The organism is Xenophilus arseniciresistens, from assembly GCF_028023875.1.
Lineage (GTDB): Bacteria > Pseudomonadota > Gammaproteobacteria > Burkholderiales > Burkholderiaceae_C > Xenophilus > Xenophilus arseniciresistens.
The window spans coordinates 217,681-241,205 of the sequence record NZ_JAQIPB010000008.1 but is presented as its reverse complement, the minus strand read 5'-3'; the positions used below and the strand labels follow the sequence as shown (position 1 = coordinate 241,205).

The 23,525-nt window shown below is 67.6% G+C and carries 15 protein-coding genes and 1 tRNA gene; 9 read left to right on the top strand and 7 right to left on the bottom strand.

Going from position 1 to position 23,525, the window contains the following annotated elements; translation table 11 throughout:
* Nucleotides 1-187 precede the first annotated feature (187 nt).
* The 4 genes from PGB34_RS17470 to PGB34_RS17455 all read right to left on the bottom strand — a co-directional run bounded on the left by PGB34_RS17470 (nucleotide 188) and on the right by PGB34_RS17455 (nucleotide 6,710).
* Nucleotides 188-2,020 (bottom strand): diguanylate cyclase, encoded by a 1,833-nt coding sequence (locus tag PGB34_RS17470; RefSeq protein ID WP_271429368.1) that lies wholly within the window; start codon nucleotides 2,018-2,020, stop codon nucleotides 188-190.
* Nucleotides 2,017-5,064, bottom strand: a complete 3,048-nt coding sequence (locus PGB34_RS17465; protein ID WP_271429367.1) for a bifunctional diguanylate cyclase/phosphodiesterase — start codon at nucleotides 5,062-5,064, stop codon at nucleotides 2,017-2,019. The genes PGB34_RS17470 and PGB34_RS17465 overlap by 4 nt, the downstream gene beginning before the upstream one ends.
* Nucleotides 5,061-6,083 (bottom strand): TRAP transporter substrate-binding protein, encoded by a 1,023-nt coding sequence (locus tag PGB34_RS17460; RefSeq protein WP_271429366.1) that lies wholly within the window; start codon nucleotides 6,081-6,083, stop codon nucleotides 5,061-5,063. Before PGB34_RS17460 ends, PGB34_RS17465 begins: the two co-directional genes overlap by 4 nt.
* A gap of 536 nt (nucleotides 6,084-6,619) precedes the next feature.
* Nucleotides 6,620-6,710, bottom strand: a tRNA-Ser gene (locus PGB34_RS17455).
* A gap of 133 nt (nucleotides 6,711-6,843) precedes the next feature.
* On the opposite strand from PGB34_RS17455, the gene PGB34_RS17450 reads away from it, so the two are divergent.
* The gene (locus PGB34_RS17450) at nucleotides 6,844-9,138 is read left to right on the top strand and encodes an arginine/lysine/ornithine decarboxylase (RefSeq protein WP_271429365.1); all 2,295 of its coding nucleotides are present in this window, start codon (nucleotides 6,844-6,846) and stop codon (nucleotides 9,136-9,138) included.
* A gap of 30 nt (nucleotides 9,139-9,168) precedes the next feature.
* Here the strand turns inward: PGB34_RS17450 and PGB34_RS17445 are convergent, their stop codons facing one another.
* Genes PGB34_RS17445 through fabI form a run of 3 tightly spaced genes read right to left on the bottom strand, consistent with a single transcriptional unit; the run spans nucleotide 9,169 to nucleotide 11,289 of the window.
* On the bottom strand, nucleotides 9,169-9,594 hold the full coding sequence (locus tag PGB34_RS17445; protein WP_271429364.1) for a YbaN family protein: 426 nt from the start codon (nucleotides 9,592-9,594) through the stop codon (nucleotides 9,169-9,171).
* Nucleotides 9,591-10,442: a DNA ligase gene (locus tag PGB34_RS17440; protein ID WP_271429363.1), complete on the bottom strand. Its 852-nt coding sequence runs from the start codon at nucleotides 10,440-10,442 to the stop codon at nucleotides 9,591-9,593. Before PGB34_RS17440 ends, PGB34_RS17445 begins: the two co-directional genes overlap by 4 nt.
* 55 nt (nucleotides 10,443-10,497) lie before the next feature.
* On the bottom strand, nucleotides 10,498-11,289 hold the full coding sequence (fabI, locus tag PGB34_RS17435; protein ID WP_271429362.1) for an enoyl-ACP reductase FabI: 792 nt from the start codon (nucleotides 11,287-11,289) through the stop codon (nucleotides 10,498-10,500).
* A gap of 50 nt (nucleotides 11,290-11,339) precedes the next feature.
* On the opposite strand from fabI, the gene PGB34_RS17430 reads away from it, so the two are divergent.
* From PGB34_RS17430 to infB, 8 genes are all read left to right on the top strand, one after another.
* Nucleotides 11,340-13,181, top strand: coding sequence for an extracellular solute-binding protein (locus tag PGB34_RS17430; RefSeq protein WP_271429361.1), 1,842 nt, complete (start codon nucleotides 11,340-11,342; stop codon nucleotides 13,179-13,181).
* 23 nt (nucleotides 13,182-13,204) lie between these two features.
* Nucleotides 13,205-14,233 (top strand): microcin C ABC transporter permease YejB, encoded by a 1,029-nt coding sequence (locus tag PGB34_RS17425; RefSeq protein WP_271429360.1) that lies wholly within the window; start codon nucleotides 13,205-13,207, stop codon nucleotides 14,231-14,233.
* Complete coding sequence (locus PGB34_RS17420) at nucleotides 14,217-15,281, top strand: ABC transporter permease (protein WP_271429359.1); 1,065 nt, start codon at nucleotides 14,217-14,219, stop codon at nucleotides 15,279-15,281. Before PGB34_RS17425 ends, PGB34_RS17420 begins: the two co-directional genes overlap by 17 nt.
* The gene (locus PGB34_RS17415) at nucleotides 15,278-16,936 is read left to right on the top strand and encodes an ABC transporter ATP-binding protein (RefSeq protein ID WP_271429358.1); all 1,659 of its coding nucleotides are present in this window, start codon (nucleotides 15,278-15,280) and stop codon (nucleotides 16,934-16,936) included. The genes PGB34_RS17420 and PGB34_RS17415 overlap by 4 nt, the downstream gene beginning before the upstream one ends.
* Before the next feature lie 11 nt (nucleotides 16,937-16,947).
* Entirely contained in the window at nucleotides 16,948-18,162 is a 1,215-nt protein-coding gene (locus PGB34_RS17410) for a YbfB/YjiJ family MFS transporter (protein WP_271429357.1), read from the top strand.
* Nucleotides 18,163-18,388: 226 nt separating this feature from the next.
* Nucleotides 18,389-18,988, top strand: a complete 600-nt coding sequence (gene rimP, locus PGB34_RS17405) for a ribosome maturation factor RimP (protein ID WP_271429356.1) — start codon at nucleotides 18,389-18,391, stop codon at nucleotides 18,986-18,988.
* A gap of 18 nt (nucleotides 18,989-19,006) precedes the next feature.
* Nucleotides 19,007-20,494 (top strand): transcription termination factor NusA, encoded by a 1,488-nt coding sequence (gene nusA / locus PGB34_RS17400; protein ID WP_271429355.1) that lies wholly within the window; start codon nucleotides 19,007-19,009, stop codon nucleotides 20,492-20,494.
* 23 nt (nucleotides 20,495-20,517) lie between these two features.
* Nucleotides 20,518-23,457 (top strand): translation initiation factor IF-2, encoded by a 2,940-nt coding sequence (gene infB, locus PGB34_RS17395; RefSeq protein ID WP_271429354.1) that lies wholly within the window; start codon nucleotides 20,518-20,520, stop codon nucleotides 23,455-23,457.
* Nucleotides 23,458-23,525 lie beyond the last annotated feature (68 nt).

Below are 23,525 nucleotides of genomic sequence, written 5' to 3'. Positions count from 1 at the left end.
TAGGCCTCAGTGCCTGAGGACGTTACGCGGGGGCGTAACGTGACGCCGTAACGACAGTCGGCATGGGCCGGCACGCGGGCGAGGCGGCGTGGGGCCTTGGCTTCGCGGTGTCGCGCCTGTCCATCACTGCCCGGGCCATCAGCACCCATGCGATACGGCCGCGCCAAAGGCTGCCGGCCCCGCCTGATCAGGCGCCCGGCGTCTGAGGGGATGAACGCAGGGGCGCGTAGGCCGTTTCGCCGCCCATGCCGGGGTTGGCGAAGCGATAGGCAGGGCCGCCGTCCTGCTGCTTGCTGCGGTACATGGCAGCGTCGGCCGTGCGCAGCAGCGTGCCCAGGTCCGCGCCGTCCATCGGGTAGCGGGCGATGCCCATGCTCAGGCCCACCTTGAGGGCGCGGCCCTCGTAGTCGATGGGTTCGCGCGCCGCGTTGATCAGCTGCGTGGCCAGCGAAGCCAGCGCGTGGTCGGGCCGCTCGCCGCTGATCATCACGGCGAATTCGTCGCCGCCCAGGCGCGCCACCAGATCCTCGGGCCCCAGTTGTGCCTTCACGCGGCTGACCAGCGTCATCAGCACGGCATCGCCTGCCGCATGGCCGTGCCGGTCATTGACGGCCTTGAAGCCGTCCAGATCGAGTGCCAGCAAGGCGAAGGGCCGTTGCTGCTCCAGCCAGCGCTGGGCCGTGCTCTGCAGGCCTGAACGGCTGGCCGCCCCGGTCAGCGCGTCGGTGCCCAGCGCCTCGACCAGTTGCTGCGTGCGCTGGATGAGCGCCTGCTCCGAGCGCAGCACCAGCTTGAGCCGCGAGGCCATGGCCACGGCGAACACCACCAGCTCGCCCACCAGCGCGGCCTGGGTGACGTTCATCTGGCTGGGCGTCCAGGCCAGCCAGCCCCAGCTGGCCACGATGATGGCCGAGATGCCTGCCAGCAGCAGGGCCACGCCCACGCAGTACAGCACGGCCGGCCAGTAGCGCCGGCGCAGGGCAAAGAGGGCGCCGACCAGCAGCACGAGGGTGGAGGCCACCACCGACAGTTGCACCAGCCTGAACATCAGCAGCGGATGCCGGCCCCACAGCGCATACAAGGTGGCCAGCGCCAGCGCCACCAGGATGCCGCGCACCACCAGGTCGAGCCAGGGCGAGTAATGGCGCAGTTGCAGCAGGTGGCGGCCGAACTGCAGCTTGCAAATCACCCACAGCGCCGGCGCGATGGTGTAGGCCACGCCGGCAGCCGCCGGCAGGTCGGCGAAGGGGTAGCGCAGCACATGCCCGTTGAAGCCCGCGATGGCCACCAGCGCCCACACGCACGACAGCAGGTAGTACAGGTACAGCCGCTCGCCAAAGACCAGCAGCAGGATCAGCCCGAACACCATCAGGCCCATCAGCAGCCCGTAGCTCACGCCGTCGAACATGCGCTTGTCCTGCGTGTGCTGCAGATAGTCCACCGGGTCCCACAGGCGCACGTCGTAGATGCGCGCGAAGGTGGATTCGACGCGGAAGTAGACCGTGTGCGGCTGCATGTCGGTCAGCCTGAAGCGCCAGGCCATCTGTTCCGAAGAGAGCGGGCGCGTGCGCCAGGCATGGCGCATGCCGGTGGTGACGGGCTCGGCGGTGGCACGCTGCTGACTGTCGAAGGGGCCGTAGAACTGCAGGTCGTGGGTGGACACGGTGGGCACCACCAGCACCCATTCCCGGCCCACGTCCTCGGGCCGGCTCAGCTGCAGCGTCAGCTTGAACCACAGCACCCGGTCCGCCTCCTGGCCCACCAGCGAGGCATCCACGAAGCGCAGGCGCGACTGCTGCTCGGGGCCGAGGATGTCGGCCAGGCTCAGGCTGCGCGAGTCGTCCTCGAGGTACTGCATCGACGGCGCCAGCCGCAGGCCCTCGGCCGCGGCCTGCTGCAGCAGCACCGGTCGCGCCTGCGGCGCCTGGCTCAGGGCGGCCTGGCCCAGCAGGGCCAGCACAAAGGCGAGCAGCCACCGCAGCGCCCGTTGCGGCCCGAGCTGGCGCGCCAATCGCTTCACCGGATGCTGGCCAGGCGCCGTTCGAATTGGGCCTCGAAGTGAGGCAGCGTCATGGGCTTGCCGAACAGGTAGCCCTGGCACAGGTTGCAGCCGTGGGTCTGCAGGAAGGCCAGCTGGGCGCCGGTTTCCACGCCTTCGGCCACGACTTCCAGATCGAGGTTGCGGGCCATGCCGATGATGGTCTGGATGATCAGCTCGACCTTGGCGTTGATGCCGATGCAGTGCACGAAGAACTTGTCGATCTTCAACTGGTTCAGCGGCAACTGCGCCATGTACGACAGCGACGAGAAGCCGGTGCCGAAGTCGTCCATCGAGAACTGGATGCCGATGGCCGCGAGCGACTTCATCTTGCTGATGGTCTCGTTGACCTTGTCGTGCAGCAGGCTTTCGGTCAGTTCGAGCTTCAGCCGCGTGGGATTTGCGCCCGTACGGATCAGCACGTTGCGCACTTCCTCGGCGAAGTCGTGGCGGCGGAACTGGCGCGCACTCACGTTGACCGACAGGATCAGGTCGGCGTAGCGCGCGTCGCGGCTCCAGCGGTCCAACTGCCTACAGGCTTCCTCGAGTGCCCACAGGCCGATGGGCACGATCAGGCCGGTCTGCTCGGCCACTTCGATGAAGCCCGCGGGCGGCAGCAGCCCGCGCACCGGGTGTTGCCAGCGGATCAGGGCCTCGGCACCCACCACCTGGCCCTGGCCGTTGACCTGGGGCTGGTAATGGAGCACGAACTGGTTGTGCTTGAGCGCTTCGTGCAGCTCGCTGTCCAGCGTCGCGCGGGCCGTGACCGTGGTCTTCATGGCCGGCTCGAAGAAGCGCACCTCGTTGCCGCCCGCATCCTTGGCGTAGTACATCGCAATGTCAGCCTGCTTGAGCAGGTCTTCCAGCGAGCGCTGCTCGCCGCCGAACAGGCAGGCGCCGATGCTGCAGGTGCTGTGGTGGGTGGCGCGCGTGAGCGTGAAGGGCTCGGCGATGCGGCTGAGCACGTGGTCGGCCACGGCGCGGGTCTGCACCAGCGCCAGCGCGTGGTCATGGCTGAGGTTCTCCAGCATGATCACGAACTCGTCGCCGGCCAGCCGGGCCAGCGTGCCCTTTTCGCCCACCACCTGCTGCAGGCGCAGCGCCACCTGGCGCAGCATCTCGTCGCCCACGGTCTGGCCGTAGGCGTCGTTCACGCGCTTGAAGTCGTCCAGGTCCAGGAACAGCAGGGCGCCCTGGCGCGAATGGCGCGCGTTGTTGTCGATGCACACCTGCAGCCGGTGCAGCAGCAGGCGCCGGTTGGGCAGGGTGGTGAGGGTGTCGTAGAAGGCCAGATGCTCGATCTCGCGCGTGGCCGACTTGGCTTCGCTGATGTTGCGCAGGATCACGATGAAGCGCGCATCCGCGCCTTCGCCCACGGGCTTGCGCGACACCGAGATCTCGAACCAGCTGGTGCCTTGCGCCGCACGGCGCTCGAACTGGCGGCCCCGGGAATGCCCCGAGATGTAGGCATCGCGCACGGCCGCCATCACCTCGTTGGCCGCTTCGGCGGGCAGCAGTTCGGTCAGCGTGCGCCCCAGCGGCTGCGCCAGCTGCAGGGCCGAGATGGCGTGGCGCGGAATGTGGGACAGGAAGCAATGGCCGTCCAGCCCCACTTCGAGCATCTGGTCGGGCAGGGCGTCGAGCGTGGCCTGCAGCTGCGCTTTGCCGTGCACGATGTCGGCCAGGTTCTGGCGCTTTTCCGTGATGTCCTGGAAGACGCAGACGGTGCCGCCGTCCGGCGTGGGGCTGCGCACCAGGTGAATGCTCTGGCCGCCCGGCAGGGTCAGGTCGTGTTCGGCCCGCGACTGCGCCAGGTCGGCGGGCGACATGGCCAGCCAGTCGTCTTCCTGCGCGACGGCCACACCGCCTTCCTTGAGTTCCTTGAAGGTCAGGTCGAGCAGCTCGCGGAAAGGCACGCCCACGCCGATGACGGCGCGCGTCCAGGGGAACAGATCCACGAAGCGGTTGTTCCAGGCCAGCACCTTGTTCTGCGCGTCCAGCAGCACGAAGCCGTCGACCATGGATTCAAGCGCCTGGTCCAGTTGCGACTTGGCCCGCAGCAGTTCCGTCCGGTCGCGCTGCTGGCGCCGCAGTTGCAGGTGCACGAAGGCCGCGGCGGCCAGGATCATGACCACGAAGGCCCCGGCCACGGCCATCACCAGATTGCGCTCGCGGCGCCACTCCTGGAGCATGGAGGTGCGCGGGATGCTGGCCGCGATGATGAGGTTGCGTTGCAGGGTGGGGCGGGCCATCACCAGGCCGGTGGCGCCGCTCAGGCGGGCAGGCAGCTCGCGCGCGACGCCGTCGCTGCCGGCCTCGGAAAGCCGCGGTTCGATCACCTTGCCCACGAGGTCGTCGCGCGGCGGCAGGCTGGTCAGCAGCGGGCCCTTGTCGGCTTCGAGCGTGACCTCCAGGCCGCGGATGTCCGCGCCCTGATTGAGGATGGTGCTGAACGAATCCATGCCCACCTCGACCACCACCAGCGCATGGCTCTGGTCGGCCAAGCCCTGCTTGCGGCCGAAGAACAGCACGCGTTGCGTGGTCAGCGCGCTGGTCGCGGGCCCGCTGACCACCAGCGTCGAGTTCGGCGATTGCGACAGCCGGCGGGCAAAGTCCTCGGGCAGCTTGAGGTCGAGTTCGGCGCCCCGGCGGTGCGAGGAGTTGAGCACGCGCAACTGAGGGTCCAGATAGGCCAGGTAGCGCACGCCCACGTTCTGACTGGCGGCGCGCTGGATCAGCAATGTCAGCTGCGGATCCTGCGCCTGCTGCGCCAGTTGGGCCGAGGTCGAGCCCTGCAGCAGCGTTCCCATGCCGGCCACCAGCATGTCGATGCTCAGCAGGCTGCGGTTCAGCGCGGCCTCGGCGCCGGCCAAGTAGCGCTCGGCCTGGCTCTGGTTGTCAGCCAGTGCCGCGCGGCGGCTCTCCAGGCCCATCAACGTGGCCGTGACCAGCACGGCGGCGATGAAGGCCAGGGCCACCACATACACCGTGACCACCGAATGCCGGGCTGCGCGCTTGGCAGTCATGGCCGTCCTCCGGGCCGTGCGCCCAGGGCCGTGCCGATGGTCTGCTCCCACAGCGCCGTGCAATTGGCGCCGCAGCGCTGGATCCAGCGCGGCAGGATCTTCTGGCGGAAGATGTCTTCCAGCTGGCGCCGGTCTGCGGGAGAGGGGTTGACCACGGTCATGCGGCCTGCTGCGCCACCGGGGCATTCGCCCACGCCGGAGTTGCAGGCCACGCCGGCCCAGGTTTCGCGCTCGGCCTCTTTCCAGACCGCGTCTTCCAGCTTGGGGATCTCGTTGTGCACCAGCGTGCGCAGGTCGGCCGGCATGGCCTTCCAGGCGTCGCGGTTGACGCCGAAAACACCCAGTCCCCAATTGATGGGCAAGGCATAGAGATAACTGGTGTAGCGGTGCAGGCCGATCACATGCCCTGACATGCTGCCGGTGATGGCGCAGTCCGTGCTCGCAGAACTGATGTTGGAGATGATATCGGCGAACTCGGTGGTCACCGGCGTGGCTTCGAGCGCATGCACGAAGTCGGCCTGGCTCTGGCCCGACACGCGGATGCGCCGGCCGCGCAGGTCCGACAGCTGCTGCAGGGCATTGCGGCAGAAGATCATCTGCGCCGGGTAGACATAGACGGCCAGAAGCTGGATGTTGAACCGGCGCTCCAGCTCATCGCTCAATGTCGGGCGATAGGCGCTGACCACCCGTCGGAGCGTTGCCATGTCGGGGTTGAGCCCCGCGAGATCAGGGGCCGCGAAGTCCGGCTCGTCCGTGGACACCTGGCTCAGCAGGGCCGTCCCCATCGGGATCACGCCCAGCTTCATGAGGTTGAGCATCTCGGTGCCCGGAACGCCGGCCTTGTTGAAGGGCACGATGCTCGCGCTGTAGCGCCCCTGGCTCAGCCGTGCCAGATCGCTGGCCCAGAAGCGCTCCTCGAGCTTGTACTGGTTGACGCCGGCAAGCCCCCCCACCACCCGCAGCCGCAGCGATGAGGGCTCCTGCGACCATGCGGGCGACAACACGGCGGGCAGGAGCATCGCCAACAGGGCGAGCCGGCACAGGCGCTGGTGCCAGTGCCGCCAACCCTTCGCAACGGGAGTCGTCAAGGATGTCAAGTCAATTGAGCCCGCGGCTCAAGAAGAATATGGATTAAGCAGACCAAAGCTCGCACTCTGTCACGGCTGGGCGCGCAGAGCAATGCAACGGATTGTGTCAGTTGATTCGTCGTCCGGAAGGGGTGTGAAGCCGCGGGCAAAGATTTTTTTGCATTTGAGCCCCGGTCCGGCCCTTTGTCCCGAGGGCAGCACCCAACTGAAGCGCGTTTGCTGTAGTCCAAAGCATTCTTGTTGCGGGCGCGACTTGGTCTGCAAGCAGCAGCGGCCATGGCTTCTGTCGCCACCGGGCAACAGCCGGGCGAGTGGGGCGGCAGTCACTGTCGGCTCATGCGATGGCGCATGGCGCTCGGGGCCGCCTTGCGTGGCCCCAACGAAAAAGGCGCATTGTCGATGTCGACAATGCGCCTTGGATTTTTTGGTGAATCAGCGAGGTTGGCCTCGGCTTGATTTCAGTGTCCTGGCGGAGCAGGCGGGATTCGAACCCGCGGTGGGCTATTAACCCACACACGCTTTCCAGGCGTGCGACTTAAACCACTCATCCACCGCTCCAGGTGAGCCCGCTAGTGTAACCCGGGAATCATGCGTTCTTGCGCGCGACTGAAGAAAGTGTCCAAGAATCGTCACCTGCAGTCCTTACACTTCGCGCCTTTGTCTGCACCCTCGCGAACCGGAGTCCCTGCCCATGAAGTTCCGCTTTCCCATCGTCATCATCGACGAGGATTTCCGCTCCGAGAACACCTCGGGTCTGGGCATCCGTGCCCTGGCGCAGGCCATCGAGACGGAAGGTTTCGAGGTGCTGGGCGTGACCAGCTACGGCGATCTGTCGCAGTTCGCGCAGCAGCAAAGCCGGGCCAGCGCCTTCATCCTGTCCATCGATGACGAGGAGTTCAGCGTCGAGACCGACCCTGGCGAAGTGGAGCCGGCCGTGCACAACCTGCGCAGCTTCATCGGCGAGGTGCGGCGCAAGAACCCCGATGTGCCGATCTACATCTACGGCGAGACCAAGACCAGCCGGCACCTGCCCAACGACATCCTGCGCGAGCTGCACGGCTTCATCCACATGTTCGAGGACACGCCCGAGTTCGTGGCGCGCCACATCATCCGCGAGGCCAAGAGCTACCTCGAGGGCGTGCAGCCGCCGTTCTTCAAGGCGCTGATCGACTACGCGGAAGACGGCTCCTATTCGTGGCACTGCCCGGGGCACTCGGGCGGCGTGGCCTTCCTCAAGAGCCCCATCGGCCAGATGTTCCACCAGTTCTTCGGCGAGAACATGCTGCGCGCCGACGTCTGCAACGCGGTGGAAGAACTGGGCCAGCTGCTGGACCACACGGGCCCGGTGGCCGCCAGCGAGCGCAATGCGGCGCGCATCTTCAATGCCGACCATTGCTTCTTCGTCACCAACGGCACCAGCACCAGCAACAAGATGGTGTGGCACCACACGGTGGCGCCGGGCGACGTGGTGGTGGTGGACCGCAACTGCCACAAGTCCAATCTGCACGCGATCATCATGACCGGCGCGATCCCCGTGTTCATGAAGCCCACGCGCAACCACTTCGGCATCATCGGCCCGATCCCCAAGAGCGAGTTCGAGCCCGAGGCCATCAAGGCCAAGATCCGCGCCAACCCGCTGCTCAAGCACATCGATGCCGACACCGTGAAGCCGCGCATCCTGACGCTGACGCAGTCCACCTACGACGGCGTGGTCTACAACACCGAGACCATCAAGACGATGCTCGACGGCTACGTCGACACGCTGCACTTCGACGAGGCCTGGCTGCCGCATGCGGCCTTCCACCCCTTCTACGGCCCCTACCACGCCATGGGTCGCAAGCGTGCGCGGCCGAAGGAGTCGCTGGTGTTCTCGACCCAGTCCACGCACAAGCTGCTGGCCGGCATCAGCCAGGCCAGCCATGTGCTGGTTCAGGATTCGCAGAACCGCCAGCTGGACCGCGAGCTGTTCAACGAGGCCTACCTGATGCACACCTCGACCAGCCCGCAGTACGCCATCATCGCCAGCTGCGACGTGGCCGCGGCCATGATGGAGCCGCCCGGCGGCACCGCGCTGGTGGAGGAGAGCATCCTCGAGGCGCTGGACTTCCGCCGCGCCATGCGCAAGGTGGAGGAGGAGTTCGGCGCCGACGAATGGTGGTTCAAGGTCTGGGGCCCCGACGAGCTGGTCGATGAAGGCATCGGCCGCGCCGACGACTGGATCATCAAGGCCGACGCCAACGGCAAGGACGGCCATGGCGCGGGCAGCTGGCACGGCTTCGGCAACCTGGCTGACGGCTTCAACATGCTGGACCCGATCAAGTCCACCGTGGTCACGCCTGGCCTGGACCTGGACGGCAAGTTCGCTGAAGTGGGCATCCCGGCCAGCATCGTCACCAAGTTCCTGGCCGAGCATGGCGTGATCGTCGAGAAGACGGGCCTGTACAGCTTCTTCATCATGTTCACCATCGGCATCACCAAGGGCCGCTGGAACTCGCTGCTGACGGCGCTGCAGCAGTTCAAGGACGACTACGCGCGCAACCAGCCGCTGTGGCGCGTGCTGCCCGAGTTCTGCCAGAAGCATCCGGTGTACGAACGCATGGGCCTGCGCGACCTGTGCCAGCGCGTGCACGAGCTGTATGCCAAGTACGACGTGGCCCGCCTGACCACCGAGATGTACCTGTCGGACCTGGAGCCGGCGATGACGCCCAGCGATGCCTTCGCGCACATCGCGCACCGCAAGACCGAGCGCGTGGAAATCGACCAGCTGGAAGGCCGCATCACCACCAGCCTGATCACGCCGTACCCGCCGGGCATTCCGCTGCTGATCCCGGGCGAGGTCTTCAACAAGAAGATCGTGGACTACCTGAAGTTCGCGCGCCAGTTCAACCTGGAGTGCCCGGGCTTCGAGACCGACATCCACGGCCTGGTGGGACGGGTCGATGACGCAGGCGTCAAGCGCTATTACGCAGACTGCGTGAAGGCCTGAGCCCGTGCGGCGGCGCAGGGGCCCGGGGCGTCAGCGCCCCGGCTCGGGCCGCAGCCAGAGCCACACGCCCACGAGCGCCATCGTGGCGCTGCCCAGCCAGGCGCCCCAGCGTGGGCTGAGCCACCACATGATCGCTGCGCAGGCCAGCATGGCCAGCGTGGCGCTCCATTTGGCGCGGCGGCTCACGCGTCCACCGGCCTGCCAGTCGCGGATCATCGGGCCGAAGAGCTGGTGCCGCTCCAGCCAGGCCGCCAGCCGTGGCGAACTGCGGGCCGCGGCCCAGGCCGCCAGCAGCACGAAGGGTGTGGTCGGCAGGCCCGGCAGCACAACGCCCAGCCCCGCCAGCACCAGGGCGAGCACGGCCAGCACCTGCAGCAGCACGCGCTGCAGCCCGCGCGCCACCGTGGGCCGGGGCGGCGGCGGTTCGGCGGGCGCAGGAGCGGGCGGCTGGCTCACAGATCCCGACGCTCGCGCACGAAGCGCGCAAAGCGCGGCAGCCCCGAAGCGTTGAAGCCGTCGTGCCGGTAGGTCACGGTGGCGCCCACGGGCGGCGGATGGCGGCGCTGCGCGTCGCTGAAGCCGCTGCCCAGGCGAAAGCGTTTGCCGTCGGGCATGCGCACATCCAGCGCGCCCAGGCGTCCGGTGTGCTTGCCGCGCCCCGGCACATGCGCGACCACCACGGCCTCTGCGTCCTCGTGCGGCTTGAGCTTGAGCAGATCCTCGTTGCGTTCGGCGCGGTAGAGCGAGGCGCCGCGATGCAGCATCAGGCCTTCACCCCCCAGCTTGACGGTCTTGTCCAGCAGGCCCATCAGCTGATCGTGCGTGCTGGCGCGCTGCTGCGCCACGGGCAGCAACCACGGTGCGGCGGGCAGTGGCAGCAGCCGCCTGAGCGCGGCCAGGCGTTCGTCGAAGGTGCCGGGCTGATCGGGCAGGTCGAAGACCATGAAACGGATGTCGCGCCAGTCCTTGTCGTGCGGCTGCTGGCGGCGCACGGTGGACACCGTGAATTCGAAGCGGCCGCGCCCGGCCCACAGCTCGCCATCCATCGGCTGCGTGGGCCAGCCTGAGGTGAACCAGGCCGGCGCGGCAATGCGCTGCCCGCCGCGCGACCACAGCTGCTGCCCGTCCCAGCGCGCGCGCATGCCGTCGTACTTCTCGCTGACCCACCAGCCGGCCAGTGGCATGCCGGGCCGGTAGACCTGGGCCAGCTGCAGCGCGGGAGCTTCGGCCCTGGCGCACAGGACTGCAAAGCCGGCTGCGCCACCCAGCGCCGCAAGAAGAAGCGCGCGCCGCGACGGAGCCATCGGGTGCCTGCGGGTCAAGGTCAAGGCATGGCCCGCCCTGTCGCGCGCAGCGATGTCAGCCCACCATGTCGGCGGACAGCCCTGCGGTCTGGCTGAAGCCGCCGTCCACATAGGTGATCTCGGCCGTCACGCCGGCAGCCAGATCGCTGAGCATGAAGGCGGCGACATTGCCCACGTCCTCGATGGTGACGTTGCGGCGCAGCGGCGAAGCGCTGGCCACGTAGCCCAGCAGCTTGCCGAAGTCCTTGATGCCGCTGGCGGCCAGCGTCTTGATCGGGCCGGCGCTGATGCCGTTGACGCGGATGCCCTTGCTGCCGAGCGCTTCGGCCATGTAGCGCACGCTGGCTTCCAGGCTGGCCTTGGCCAGGCCCATGGTGTTGTAGTTGGGGATACTGCGCAGCGCGCCCAGGTAGCTCAGCGTCAGCAGCGAGGCCTTGTCGCTCAGGAAGGGCAGGGCCGCCTTGGCCATGCCCGGGAAGCTGTAGGCGCTGATGTCGTGCGCGATGCGGAAGTTCTCGCGCGAGAGGCCGTCGAAGAAATTGCCGGCGATGGCTTCGCGCGGGGCGAAACCGATGGCATGCACGAAGCCGTCGAACTGCGGCCAGGTCTGCGACAGGTCGGCAAACAGGCGCTCGATCTGCGCGTCATCGCCCACGTCGCAGTCGAAGACCAGCTTGGAGTCGAACTCGGCCGCGAACTCGGTGATGCGGTCCTTGAAGCGCTCACCGACGTAGGTGAACGCCAGTTCGGCACCCTGCTGCCGGCAGGCCTTGGCGATGCCGTAGGCGATGGAACGGTTGCTCAGCACCCCGGTGATCAGCAGCTTCTTGCCGGCGAGAAAACCCATGGGAATATCCTTCAATGTATGGCGTGGAAAGTCTGGGGCAGAATTCTCGCATGCGACTTTGCACCGTGGCCCTGGCCGCACTCGTCACCGTTGTGGGTGGAGCCGGCATCCAGGCCCAGGCTGCACATGGCTATGCGCTGTGGGACGACCTGAAGTATCCCGAGGGGTTCACGGCCTTCGACTACGTCAATCCCGCCGCGCCCAAAGGCGGTGAGCTGCGACTGGTCAGCAACCTGCGCTACTCCACCTTCGACAAGTACAACCCGTTCACGCTCAAGGGCTCGCCGCCGGCCTATCTGGCTGACCTGATGTTCGAGACCCTGCTGGTCACGCCGATGGATGAGACGGCCTCGGGCTATGGCCTGCTGGCCGAGGATGTGGAGGTGGCGCCCGACCGCAAGAGCGTGATCTTCAAGCTGCGGCCCCAGGCGCGCTTCCATGACGGCAGCCCGGTGGAAGCCACAGACGTAAAGCACAGTTTCGACACGCTGCGCGGCCCCCTGGCGATGCCCCAGTACGCCACCCTGCTGCATGAGGTGGAGGACGCGCAGGTGCTGGACCGGCGCACGGTGCGCTTTCGATTCAAGCAGCCTAACCGCGAGCTGCCGCTGACCGTGGGCTCGCTGCCCGTCTTCAGCCGCCACTGGGGCGCCAAGGATGGCAAGCCCAAGCCCTTCGACCAGATCGTCACGGACACGCCCATCGTGAGCGGCCCCTACCGCATCGGGCCGGTGCGCTTCGGGCGTGACATCACCTATGTGCGCGACCCCAACTACTGGGGGCGCGAGCTCAATGTCCGCAAGGGTGCCGCCAACTTCGAGCGCATCACCGTGAAGATCTACAAGGACAGCACGGCGCGGCTGGAGGCGCTGAAGGCCGGCGAATTCGACTTCATGAGCTTCTATTCGGCCGGCGATTGGGCGCGGCGCGTGAACGGCCGGCGCTTCGACAGCGGCGAGCTGGTCAAGAAGGAGTTCGCGCACAAGCACCCGGCCGGCTACCAGAGCTACGTGCTCAACACGCGGCGGCCGCAGTTGCAGGATGCGCGCGTGCGCGAGGCGCTGGGTCTGGCGCTGGACTACGAGTGGATGAACCGCCAGCTCTTCTACCGCGGCTATCCGCGTGTGAAAGACCTCTTTGGCAACACCCAGTGCGAGGCCACGGGCCTGCCTTCCGAGGCCGAACAGGCTTTGCTGGCGCCCTGGAGCGGCAAGGTGCCGGATGCGGTGTTCGGACCCATGTACCAGCCGCCCACCACCGAAGGCGAAGGCCGTTCTTTGCGCGACAACCTGCGCCAGGCGCGCGAGCTGCTGAGCCAGGCCGGCTGGACCTACCGCGACGGTGCGCTGCGCAACGCGCAGGGTCAGCCCATGGAACTGACCTATCTGGACAGCCGGGAAGGCGGCATCCGCACCGTCTCGCCCTGGATGCGCAATCTGCAGAAGCTGGGCGTGCGATTGAACTTCCAGTCGGTGGACTTCGCGCTGTACCAGCAGCGCATGGACCAGTTCGACTTCGACGTCATCACCATCAACTTCCAGGGCACGCACAACCCGGGGCAGGAGATGCTGGAATATTTCGGCAGCAAGGCCGCAGGCACCGAAGGCTCGAGCAACTTCCCCGGCGTCAAGAGCCCGGCGGTCGACGACCTGCTGGCACGCATCCTGCGGGCCACGAGCAAGGACGAGCTGCTGCCCGCCTGCCACGCGCTGGACCGCGTGATCATGCATAGCCACTACCTGATCCCCCAATGGACGCTGAGCGGCCATCGCCTGGTCTACAACGCCTGGCGTACCGAGCACAAGAGCCCCATGCCGCCCTATGCGCTGGCCGAGCAGTGGGCCATGTTCACGTGGTGGGCCGGCCGCGGCAAGCCGGGTGGATCGCCTTGATGCCGAAGCGAGACTACTGAACCATGGGCGCGTACATCCTGCGTCGGCTGCTGTTGATGATCCCCACGTTGCTGGGGGTGGTGGTCATCACCTTCGGCATCATCCAGTTCGTGCCTGGCGGGCCAGTGGAGCAGTACCTGATCGAGGCGCGCACGGCCATCGGCGCGGGCGCCGATTCGGGCGGGGGCGTGTACCGGGGCGGGCAGGGCGTGGATCCGCGCCGGCTTGAAGAAATCAAGGCCCTCTACGGCTTCGACAAGCCGCCGATGGAGCGCCTGGTGCAGATGCTGGGGCAGTTTGCGCGCTTCGATCTCGGCCAGAGCTTCTTCCAGAACAAGAGCGTGTGGGCCCTGATCGTCGAAAAGCTCCCCGTCTCGCTGAGCCTGGGTCTGTGGACCTTCTTCATCAGCTACGCGATTGCCGTGCCGCTGGGCGTGGCCAAGGCGGTGCGCGCGGGCACGCGCTTCGACGTCTGGACTTCGGTGCTGGTGCTGGTGGGCTATGCCATCCCCGGCTTCGTGCTGGGGGTGGCGCTGCTGGTGATCTTCGGCGGGCAACTGCAGTGGTTCCCGCTGCGCGGGCTCACCTCCGCCAACTGGGACGAACTGGGTTGGGGCGCGCGCATCGCCGACTACCTCTGGCACATCACCCTGCCGGTCACGGCCATGGTGCTGGGCAGCTTTGCCGTCACGGCCATGCTGACCAAGAACGCCTTTCTCGAAGAGATCCGCAAGCAGTATGTGCTGGTGGCGCGGGCCAAGGGGCTCAAGGAAAAACAGGTGCTGTGGAAGCATGTGTTCCGCAACGCGCTGATCCCCATCGTCACGGGCTTTCCGGCGGCCTTCATCGGCGCCTTCTTCACAGGCTCGCTGCTCATCGAGACCCTGTTCTCGCTCGATGGCCTGGGGCTTCTGAGCTACGAGAGCGTGATCCGCCGCGACTACCCCGTGGTGTTGGGCACGCTTTACTTCTTCACGCTGATCGGGCTTGTGACCAAGCTCGTCAGCGATCTCTGTTACGTCTGGGTCGATCCCCGTGTCAAGTTCGACTGAGTCCCCCGCATTGCCCGCGGCGCGTGCGCAATCACCGGGCCGGCGCGCCTGGCAGCGCTTCAGGCGCAACCGCCTGGGCTACTGGAGCCTGCTGATCTTCAGCGCGCTGGTGCTGCTGAGCCTGTGTGCCGAGCTGCTGTCCAACGACCGGCCATTGATCGTGCGCTATGAAGGGCAGACCTATTTCCCCATCGTGCGCGACTACCCGGAGACGGTCTTCGGCGGCGACTTCGACACGCCCACCGACTACCTGGACCCTTTCATCCAGCAGCGCCTGGCGCAGGAGGGCAACTGGGCCATCTACGCGCCCAACCGCTATGGCGCGCACACCATCAACTATTTCGCGAAGGATCCGGCGCCTGGCCCGCCGTCGCGCCAGAACTGGCTGGGCACCGACGACCGCGGGCGCGATCTGCTCGCACAACTGATTTATGGCTTTCGCGTGAGCGTGCTCTTCGGCCTGGCGCTCGCGGCCATCGGCACCGGGCTGGGCATCGTGGCGGGCGCCATCCAGGGCTACTTCGCCGGCAAGACCGACCTGCTGATGCAGCGCGCCATCGAGATCTGGGGCGCCATGCCCGAGCTTTATTTGCTGATCATCTTCAGCGCCATCTTCGCGCCCAGCGTGGCGCTGCTGCTGATCATCCTGAGCCTGTTCGGCTGGATCGGGCTGGCCGACTACGTGCGGGCCGAGTTCCTGCGCAATCGCCAGATGGACTACGTCCGTGCGGCGCGCGCGCTGGGCGTGGGCAACGTGGCGATCATGTGGCGCCACATCCTGCCCAACAGCATGGTGCCCGTGGTCACCTTTCTGCCCTTTCGCATCAGCGCGGCCATCCTCGCGCTGGCCTCGCTGGACTTCCTGGGCCTGGGCGTGCCGCCGGGCACGCCCTCGCTGGGCGAACTGCTGAACCAGGGCAAGTCCAGCATCGACGCCTGGTGGATCTCGCTGTCCACCTTCGGCGTGCTGGTGCTGACGCTGACCCTGCTCACCTTCATGGGCGACGCGCTGCGCGATGCGCTCGATCCGCGGAAGGTGCAGGCATGAGCGCCGCCTGGCCGCCCGAGGGCACCCCAGTGAGCGCGCTGCTGTCGGTGCGCGACCTGCGCGTGGCCTTCGGCGGCAAGCCCGTGGTGCATGGCATCGACCTGGACATCGCCCCAGGCGAGAAGCTGGCGCTGGTGGGCGAATCGGGCTCGGGCAAGACCATCACCGCGCTGAGCCTGCTGCGGCTGGTGCCTGATGCGCAATTGAGCGGCCAGGCGCGACTGGCCGCTGCGCAGCCCGGTGCGCCCGCGCGTGATCTGCTGCAGTTGCCCGAGCGCGAGATGCGCGGCGTCCGCGGGCGCGAAGTGGCCATGATCTTCCAGGAGCCGATGACGGCGCTGAACCCGCTGTATCCGGTGGGCGAGCAGATCGCCGAAGTGCTGCAGCTGCACGAAGGCCTGCCGGCCCGCGAGGCCCACGCCAAGGCCGTGCAGCTGCTGGCCGACACCGGCGTGCCCGAGCCCGCGCGGCGCGCGCGCGCCTATGCGCATCAACTCTCGGGCGGCCAGCGTCAGCGCGCGATGATCGCGATGGCCCTGGCCTGCCAGCCGCGCCTGCTGTTGGCCGACGAGCCCACCACCGCGCTGGACGTGACCTTGCGCGTGCAGATTCTGGAGCTGCTGGAGCGGCTGCAGCGCAGCCATGGCATGGCGGTGCTGCTGATCACCCACGACCTGAACCTGGTGCGCCGCTTTGCCGACCGCGTAGCCGTGATGGAACAGGGCCAACTGGTGGAGCAGGGGGCGGTGGCCGAAGTCTTCGGCAATCCGCAGCACCCTTACACGCGCAAGCTCATCGACAGCCGGCCGGCGCGCGATGTGCCGCCAGTGCCGCAAGCCAGCAGTGCCGATGGGCCGCTGCTGCAAGGCCAGGCCGTGCGCGTGAGCTACCCGGTGCCGCGGCCGGGCCTGCGCGGCTGGTTCGGCCGCGACGCCTTCGTGGCGGTGCAGGGGGCTGATTTGCAGATCGCCCGCGGCGAAACGCTGGGCGTGGTGGGCGAATCGGGCTCGGGCAAGTCCACCCTGGCCATGGCGGTGCTGGGCCTGCTGCGCTTCGAAGGCGATCTGCGCATCGCCGGCCAGGCCTGGGGCGGCTCGGGCCGGCAGGATCGCGCGCTGCGCCGTGTGGTGCAGGTGGTGTTCCAGGACCCGTTCTCGTCGCTGTCGCCGCGCCGCACGGTGGCAGAGATCGTGGGCGAGGGCCTGCGCGTGCATGCGCCGCAGCAGGGCGCCGCCGCGCACCGTGCGCGCGTGCAGCAGGTGCTGGCCGAGGTGGGGCTGACCGAGGAGCGCTTTCCGGCCCTGCTGCAGCGCTACCCGCATGAGTTCTCCGGCGGGCAGCGCCAGCGCCTGGCCATTGCGCGCGCGCTGGCGGTGCAGCCGCAGTTGCTGGTGCTCGACGAGCCCACCAGCGCGCTCGACGTGACGATCCAGAAGCAGGTGCTGGGCCTGCTGCAGCGCCTGCAGCGCGAACATGGCCTGAGCTACCTGCTGATCACGCACGACATCGAGGTGATCCACGCCATGGCGCATCGTGTGCTGGTGATGAAAGACGGCCAGGTGGTGGAGCAGGGCGATGTGGCGCAGGTGCTGAACGCGCCGGTGCAGCCCTACACCCGGCAGCTCATCGCGGCCGCGATGTCTGGAACTGAATAGAAAACGCTTGTATGTCGACTATCGGAACGGGGTCGGGGCCTGACCCGCGCGGCGCCTGGCGGGCGGCACTGGCCTGCATGGTGGCGCTGGCGGTGGCCATGGGCCTGGGGCGCTTCGCCTTCACGCCCATGCTGCCCGTGATGCTGCACGAGGGCCACATCGACCTCCAGGGCGGCGGCCTGCTGGCCTCGCTCAATTACCTGGGCTACTTCGTGGGCGCGCTGTCGTGCGCGGCCATCCGTCTGCCGGGCGCGGTGATGGTGCGGGCGGGCCTGCTCGCCACTGCGGCGCTGCTGCTGGGCATGGGGCTGCTGCATGGCTTCTCGGCCTGGGGCGTGATCCGCACGGCGGCCGGCGTGGTCAGTGCCTGGACCTTCGTCTTCGCCTCGGGCTGGGGGCTGCGCCGCCTGGCGGAAACCGGCGCGCCGGCGCTGGGCGGCGTGATCTACACCGGCCCCGGCATCGGCATCGTGGCCACGGGCCTGCTGGGAGGGCTGGCCACGCGCTGGGGCGCAGACGCCGCCTGGATCGGTTTCGGCGTGATCGCGCTGGTGCTGATAGCCGTGATCTGGCGCGTCTTCGGCGACGCGGCCGTGCCCTTGGCGGCGGGCGGCCCGCAGCCCGCGCCGACGCCCGTCGCCAGCGCCGAAGCGGCGCGCGATGCCCGCTGGCTGGTCGGCCTCTATGGCCTGGCGGGCTTCGGCTACATCATCACGGCCACCTTCCTGCCCGTGATCGCGCGGCAGGCGCTGCCGGGTTCGCCGTGGCCCGATCTGTTCTGGCCGCTGTTCGGCCTGGCCGTGATCCCCGGGGCGCTGATCGGTGCCCGCGCGCCCTCGCACTGGGACAACCGCCTGCTGCTGGCCCTGGCCTACGGCATGCAGGCCCTGGGCGTGCTGCTGTCGGTGGCCTGGCCCAGCATTGCCGGTTTTGCGCTGGGCAGTCTGCTGCTGGGCCTGCCTTTCACGGCGCTCACGCTGTTCGCGATGCGGGACGCGCGGCGCCTGCGCGGCAACGCGGCGGCCGGGCTGATCGGCTATGCCACGGCTTCCTACGGCATCGGTCAGATCCTGGGCCCGCTTTTTGCCGCACCGCTGGCGCAGCGCACGGGCTCCTTCACGGTGCCGCTGCTGGCGGCGGCCGCCGCGCTGGCGGCCGGCGGGCTGCTTTTCGCATGGGTCTGGCACCGGGCGCGGCGGCAGGCCGCGCCCGTGCAAGCCGCCTGAGAGAAGCAGCACGCAAGCGGCTGCAATCCAGTCACACTTGCCCTATAATCGAGGGCTCACGACCAAGTCGGGCGGGTACCAACCGCCCGTTTTTTTTGGTCGTCTCCCATTTTTCAAGCCCCCTGGTTCAGTGCAACACGACCGGGCGCCTCGCGGGTCAGCTGCGATGGTGCCGGCAGCGCACAGGCCGGGACGGCCCTACGTTCGCAAGGAAGAGCGCCTTCAGGTGGCATTGCAGCAGACTGTCGAAACTACCGTAGCCGGGCTTGGCTACGACCTGGTCGAGATCGAGCGCTCGGCAGGTGGACTGCTGCGCGTCACCATCGACCTGCCCTGGAGCGGGCCGACCCCTGAAGGCCAGCCCGAGGCTTTCGTGACGGTCGAGGATTGCGAAACCGTCACACGCCAGCTGCAGTATGCGCTGGAGGTGGAGAACGTCGACTACAAGCGGCTGGAGGTTTCCTCGCCGGGCATCGATCGCCCGCTGCGCCACGAGCAGGATTTCATCCGCTTCGAGGGCGAGGTGATCGACCTCACGCTCAAGGCCCCGATGGGCGAGGCCGCGGCCGGCCAGGTCAGCGCGAACCGCAAGAAATTCCGCGGCACGCTCGAGCGCGTGACCGATGCCCAGGGCGCCACGGGCTGGCAGATCGTCTGGAGTGACGAGCCTGCGCCCAAGCCGGGCCAGAAGGTGAGCAAGAAACGTGTGGCAGCACCGTTGCAGGCGCTGGGTTTCACGTTGGACGAGCTGCGCGAAGCGCGGCTTGCGCCCATTGTCGATTTCAAGGGGCGCAAGTCCCGAACCGGCACGGCGATGCCGGAGTAATGGAAGGAGCCAGGTGGCATGAATCGCGAAATGTTGATGTTGGTGGACGCGATCTCGCGCGAGAAGAACGTGGAGCGCGACGTGGTTTTCGGGGCCGTGGAGTCGGCGTTGGCCCAGGCCACGAAGAAGCTCTATCAGGGCGAGGTGGACATCCGTGTCGCCATCGACCGCGACAGCGGCGCCTATGAGACCTTCCGTCGCTGGCACGTGGTGCCTGACGAGGCCGGTCTGCAGCTGCCCGACCAGGAAATCCTGCTGTTCGAAGCCAAGGAAGAGGTGCCGGACATCGAGGTCGACGAGTACATCGAAGAGCCTGTGGAGTCGCTGCCCATCGGCCGCATCGGCGCCATGGCGGCCAAGCAGGTCATCCTGCAGAAGATCCGCGATGCCGAGCGCGAGATGCTGCTCAACGACTTCATGTCGCGCGGCGAGAAGATCTTCACCGGCACCGTCAAGCGGCTGGACAAGGGCGACATCATCGTGGAAGCCGGGCGCGTCGAAGGCCGCCTGCGCCGCTCGGAGATGATCCCCAAGGAGAACCTGCGCAACGGCGACCGTGTCCGCGCCATGATCATGGAAGTGGACCTGACCTTGCGCGGCGCGCCGATCATCCTCTCGCGCTCGGCGCCGGAGTTCATGATCGAGCTGTTCCGCAACGAAGTGCCCGAGATCGAACAGGGCCTGCTCGAGATCAAGAGCTGCGCCCGCGACCCGGGCTCGCGTGCCAAGATCGCGGTGCTCTCGCATGACAAGCGCGTGGACCCGATCGGCACCTGCGTGGGCGTGCGTGGCACGCGCGTGAACGCCGTGACCAACGAGTTGGCCGGCGAGCGCGTGGACATCGTGCTGTGGTCCGACGATCCGGCGCAGTTCGTGATCGGCGCGCTGGCTCCGGCCAACGTCAGTTCCATCGTGGTGGACGAGGAAAAGCACGCCATGGACGTGGTCGTGGACGAGGAGAACCTCGCCATCGCCATCGGCCGCGGCGGCCAGAACGTGCGCCTGGCTTCCGACCTCACGGGCTGGAAGATCAACATCATGGATGCGAACGAATCGGCCCAGAAGCAGGCCGAGGAGACCAGCACCATGCGTGCGCTGTTCATGGAGAAGCTGGATGTGGACGAGGAGATCGCCGACATCCTGATCGCCGAGGGCTTCACCAGCCTCGAAGAAGTGGCCTACGTGCCGCTGTCCGAGATGCTGGAGATCGAATCCTTCGACGAAGAGACCGTCAACGAGCTGCGCGCCCGTGCCAAGGACGTGCTGCTGACGCAGGAGATTGCGCGTGAAGAGAGCGTGGAAAGCGTCTCTCAGGACCTGCGCGACCTCGAGGGCCTGACGCCCGAAATCATCGCCAAGCTGGCCGACGCGGGTGTGCATACCCGCGACGACGTGGCCGACCTGGCTGTCGATGAGCTGACCGAGATCACCGGCCAAAACGCCGAAGACGCCAAGGCTCTGATCCTGAAGGCGCGCGAACACTGGTTCACTGGCGCGCAAGAGTGATGTGATGGGAGCCCGAAACAGATATGTCCAGCACCACCGTTGCAGAGTTCGCCCAGGAACTCAAGAAGACACCCGAAACCCTGCTTGAGCAATTGCGCAGCGCAGGGGTTGCCAAATCCGCGCCCAACGACGCTCTCTCCGATGGAGACAAGCAGCAATTGCTGAATCACCTCAAGGCCAGTCATGGCAGCGCCACGCCTGAGCGCAAGAAAATCACGCTGACCAAGAAGTCCACCAGCGAAATCAAGCAGGCGGACGCCATGGGCCGCGCCCGCACGATCCAGGTGGAGGTGCGCAAGAAGCGCACCTTCATCCAGCGCGACGAAGGCCCGGCCGAAGCGCCCGCCGCCGCACCGGCCGCGGCCCCCGCGCCTGCGCCGGCTCCGGCCGTGCCGCAGATCGACCCCGCCGAGCTGGCCCGCCGCGAGGAAGAGGCCCGCCGCGCCGCCGAACTGCTGCGCCGCCAGGAAGAAGACCTGGCCGAGAAGCGCCGCCAGCGCGAAGCCGCCGAAGCTGCGGCCCGTGCCGAGGAAGAGCGCGAAGAGCAGGCCGAGAAGTCCCGCGAAGAGCAGGCCGAGCGCGCCCGCGCAGAAGCGGCAGCGATCAACGCCGCTGCGGCCAAGGCCCGTCAGGCGCCTGCTGCCGAGGCTGCTGCAGCCGCAGCCGCCGAAGCCGAGCAGAAGGCCGCTGCCGAAAAGGCCGCCGCCGACAAGGCTGCTGCCGACAAGGCCCGCGAGGAAGCCAAGGCCAAGGCCGCAGCCGAATCCAAGGCCCGCGCCGACGAGGAAGCCGCCCGCGCCCGCGATCTGGAAGAGCGCCGCCGCAAGGCGCTGGCTGAAGCCGAAGCCATCCGCGAGATGATGAACGCGCCGAAGCGCGTGCTGGTGGCCAAGAAGGAAGAACCGGCTCCGGTCGCCAAGCCGGCCGTCAAGGGCACGCTGCACAAGCCTGCCACGGGCGCATCCGGCACCACGGGCGCCGCACGCCCGGCGGCAGGTGCGCCTGCAGCCGGTGCCGGCAAGGAGATCAAGTCTGCGAAGACTTCGTCCGCCTGGGCCGGTGACCAGGGCAAGAAGAAGGAAATCAAGACGCGCGGCGACGCCTCCGGCGGCGTGGGGCGCGGCAATTGGCGCAGCGGCCCGCGTGGCCGTCGCGGCAACGACCGCCACCAGGACGACCATCAGCAGGCGCAGCCTGTGGAAGCACGCGTCATCGAAGTGCACGTGCCCGAGACCATCACGGTCGCGGAACTCGCGCACAAGATGGCCGTGAAGGCCTCCGAGGTGATCAAGCAGCTCATGAAGCTGGGCCAGATGGCCACGATCAACCAGCCGCTGGATCAGGACACGGCCATGATCCTCGTCGAGGAAATGGGCCACACGGCGGTGGTAGCGGCGCTGGACGATCCGGAAGCCTTCACCGAAGAGGAAGTGCAGGCCGCGTCGGCCGAGGCACTGCCGCGCGCGCCCGTGGTCACCGTCATGGGCCACGTCGACCACGGCAAGACCTCGCTGCTGGACCGCATCCGCACCACCAAGGTGGCCGCGGGCGAAGCCGGTGGCATCACGCAGCACATCGGCGCCTACCACGTCGACACGCCGCGCGGCATGGTGACCTTCCTGGACACCCCTGGTCACGAGGCCTTCACGGCCATGCGTGCCCGTGGCGCCCAGGCCACCGACATCGTGATCCTGGTGGTGGCGGCTGACGACGGCGTCATGCCCCAGACCAAGGAAGCCATCAAGCACGCCAAGGCGGCCAAGGTGCCGATCGTGGTGGCCGTGAACAAGATCGACAAGCCCGAAGCGAACCCCGAGCGCGTGAAGAGCGAGCTGGTGAGCGAAGAGGTGGTGCCGGAAGAGTTCGGCGGCGATTCGCCTTTCGTCGAGGTTTCGGCCAAGACGGGCAAGGGCATCGACGAGCTGCTCGAGCAGGTGCTGCTGCAGGCCGAAGTGCTGGAGCTGAAGGCGCCGGTGGAAGCCTCCGCCAAGGGCCTGGTCATCGAAGCGCAGCTGGACAAGGGCCGCGGCCCGGTCGCCACCGTGCTGGTGCAGTCCGGCACGCTGAAGGTGGGCGACGTGGTGCTGGCCGGTTCGACCTCGGGCCGCGTGCGCGCCATGCTCGACGAAGACGGCAAGCCGACCAAGTCCGCGGGTCCGTCGATCCCGGTCGAAATCCAGGGTCTGACCGAAGTGCCGCAGGCTGGCGACGAGTTCATGGTGATGGCCGACGAGCGCCGTGCCCGCGAAATCGCGACCTACCGCGCCGGCCGCTTCCGCAACACCAAGCTGGCCAAGCAGCAGGCCGCCAAGCTGGAGAACATGTTCGCCGACATGACGGCGGGCGAGGTCAAGACCCTGCCCATCATCATCAAGGCCGACGTGCAGGGTTCGCAGGAAGCGCTGTCGCAGTCGCTGCTCAAGCTGAGCAACGCCGAAGTGAAGGTGCAGATCGTGTACGCCGGCGTGGGCGGCATCAGCGAATCCGACGTGAACCTGGCCATCGCCGCCAAGGGCATCGTGATCGGCTTCAACGTGCGTGCCGACGTGGGAGCGCGCAAGCTGGCCGAAGGCAACGACGTCGATCTCAAGTACTACAGCATCATCTACGACGCCGTGGACGAGCTGAAGACCGCAATGGCCGGCATGCTGGCGCCCGAGAAGCGCGAAGAGATCATCGGCCATGCCGAGATCCGGACCGTGTTCGTGGCCTCCAAGATCGGTACCGTGGCGGGTTCCTACGTGCTCGACGGCGTGGTCACGCGCAACGCGCACTTCCGCCTGCTGCGCGACAACGTGGTCATCTACACGGGCGAGATCGAGTCGGTCAAGCGCATGAAGGACGACGTCAAGGAAGTCCGCGAAGGTTTCGAGTGCGGTATCAAGCTGCGCAACTACAACGACATCCGCGAGGGCGACCAGCTCGAGGTGTTCGAGATCAAGGAAATCGCCAGAACGTTGTGAGTTGGGCGTTGAGCGTTTTGCGTGGGGCCGGTCTTCACGCAAGGCGCCAGACGCTCATCGCGCAACCG

Excerpts from the sequence above, each read along its gene's own strand:
- PGB34_RS17465 (WP_271429367.1), bottom strand. The coding sequence starts at position 5,064 with ATGACTGCCAAGCGCGCAGCCCGGCATTCGGTGGTCACGGTGTATGTG.
- PGB34_RS17460 (WP_271429366.1), bottom strand. The coding sequence starts at position 6,083 with ATGCTCCTGCCCGCCGTGTTGTCGCCCGCATGGTCGCAGGAGCCCTCA.
- PGB34_RS17450 (WP_271429365.1), top strand. The coding sequence starts at position 6,844 with ATGAAGTTCCGCTTTCCCATCGTCATCATCGACGAGGATTTCCGCTCC.
- PGB34_RS17440 (WP_271429363.1), bottom strand. The coding sequence starts at position 10,442 with ATGGCTCCGTCGCGGCGCGCGCTTCTTCTTGCGGCGCTGGGTGGCGCA.
- fabI (WP_271429362.1), bottom strand. The coding sequence starts at position 11,289 with ATGGGTTTTCTCGCCGGCAAGAAGCTGCTGATCACCGGGGTGCTGAGC.
- PGB34_RS17430 (WP_271429361.1), top strand. The coding sequence starts at position 11,340 with ATGCGACTTTGCACCGTGGCCCTGGCCGCACTCGTCACCGTTGTGGGT.
- PGB34_RS17425 (WP_271429360.1), top strand. The coding sequence starts at position 13,205 with ATGGGCGCGTACATCCTGCGTCGGCTGCTGTTGATGATCCCCACGTTG.
- PGB34_RS17415 (WP_271429358.1), top strand. The coding sequence starts at position 15,278 with ATGAGCGCCGCCTGGCCGCCCGAGGGCACCCCAGTGAGCGCGCTGCTG.
- PGB34_RS17410 (WP_271429357.1), top strand. The coding sequence starts at position 16,948 with ATGTCGACTATCGGAACGGGGTCGGGGCCTGACCCGCGCGGCGCCTGG.
- nusA (WP_271429355.1), top strand. The coding sequence starts at position 19,007 with ATGAATCGCGAAATGTTGATGTTGGTGGACGCGATCTCGCGCGAGAAG.
- infB (WP_271429354.1), top strand. The coding sequence starts at position 20,518 with ATGTCCAGCACCACCGTTGCAGAGTTCGCCCAGGAACTCAAGAAGACA.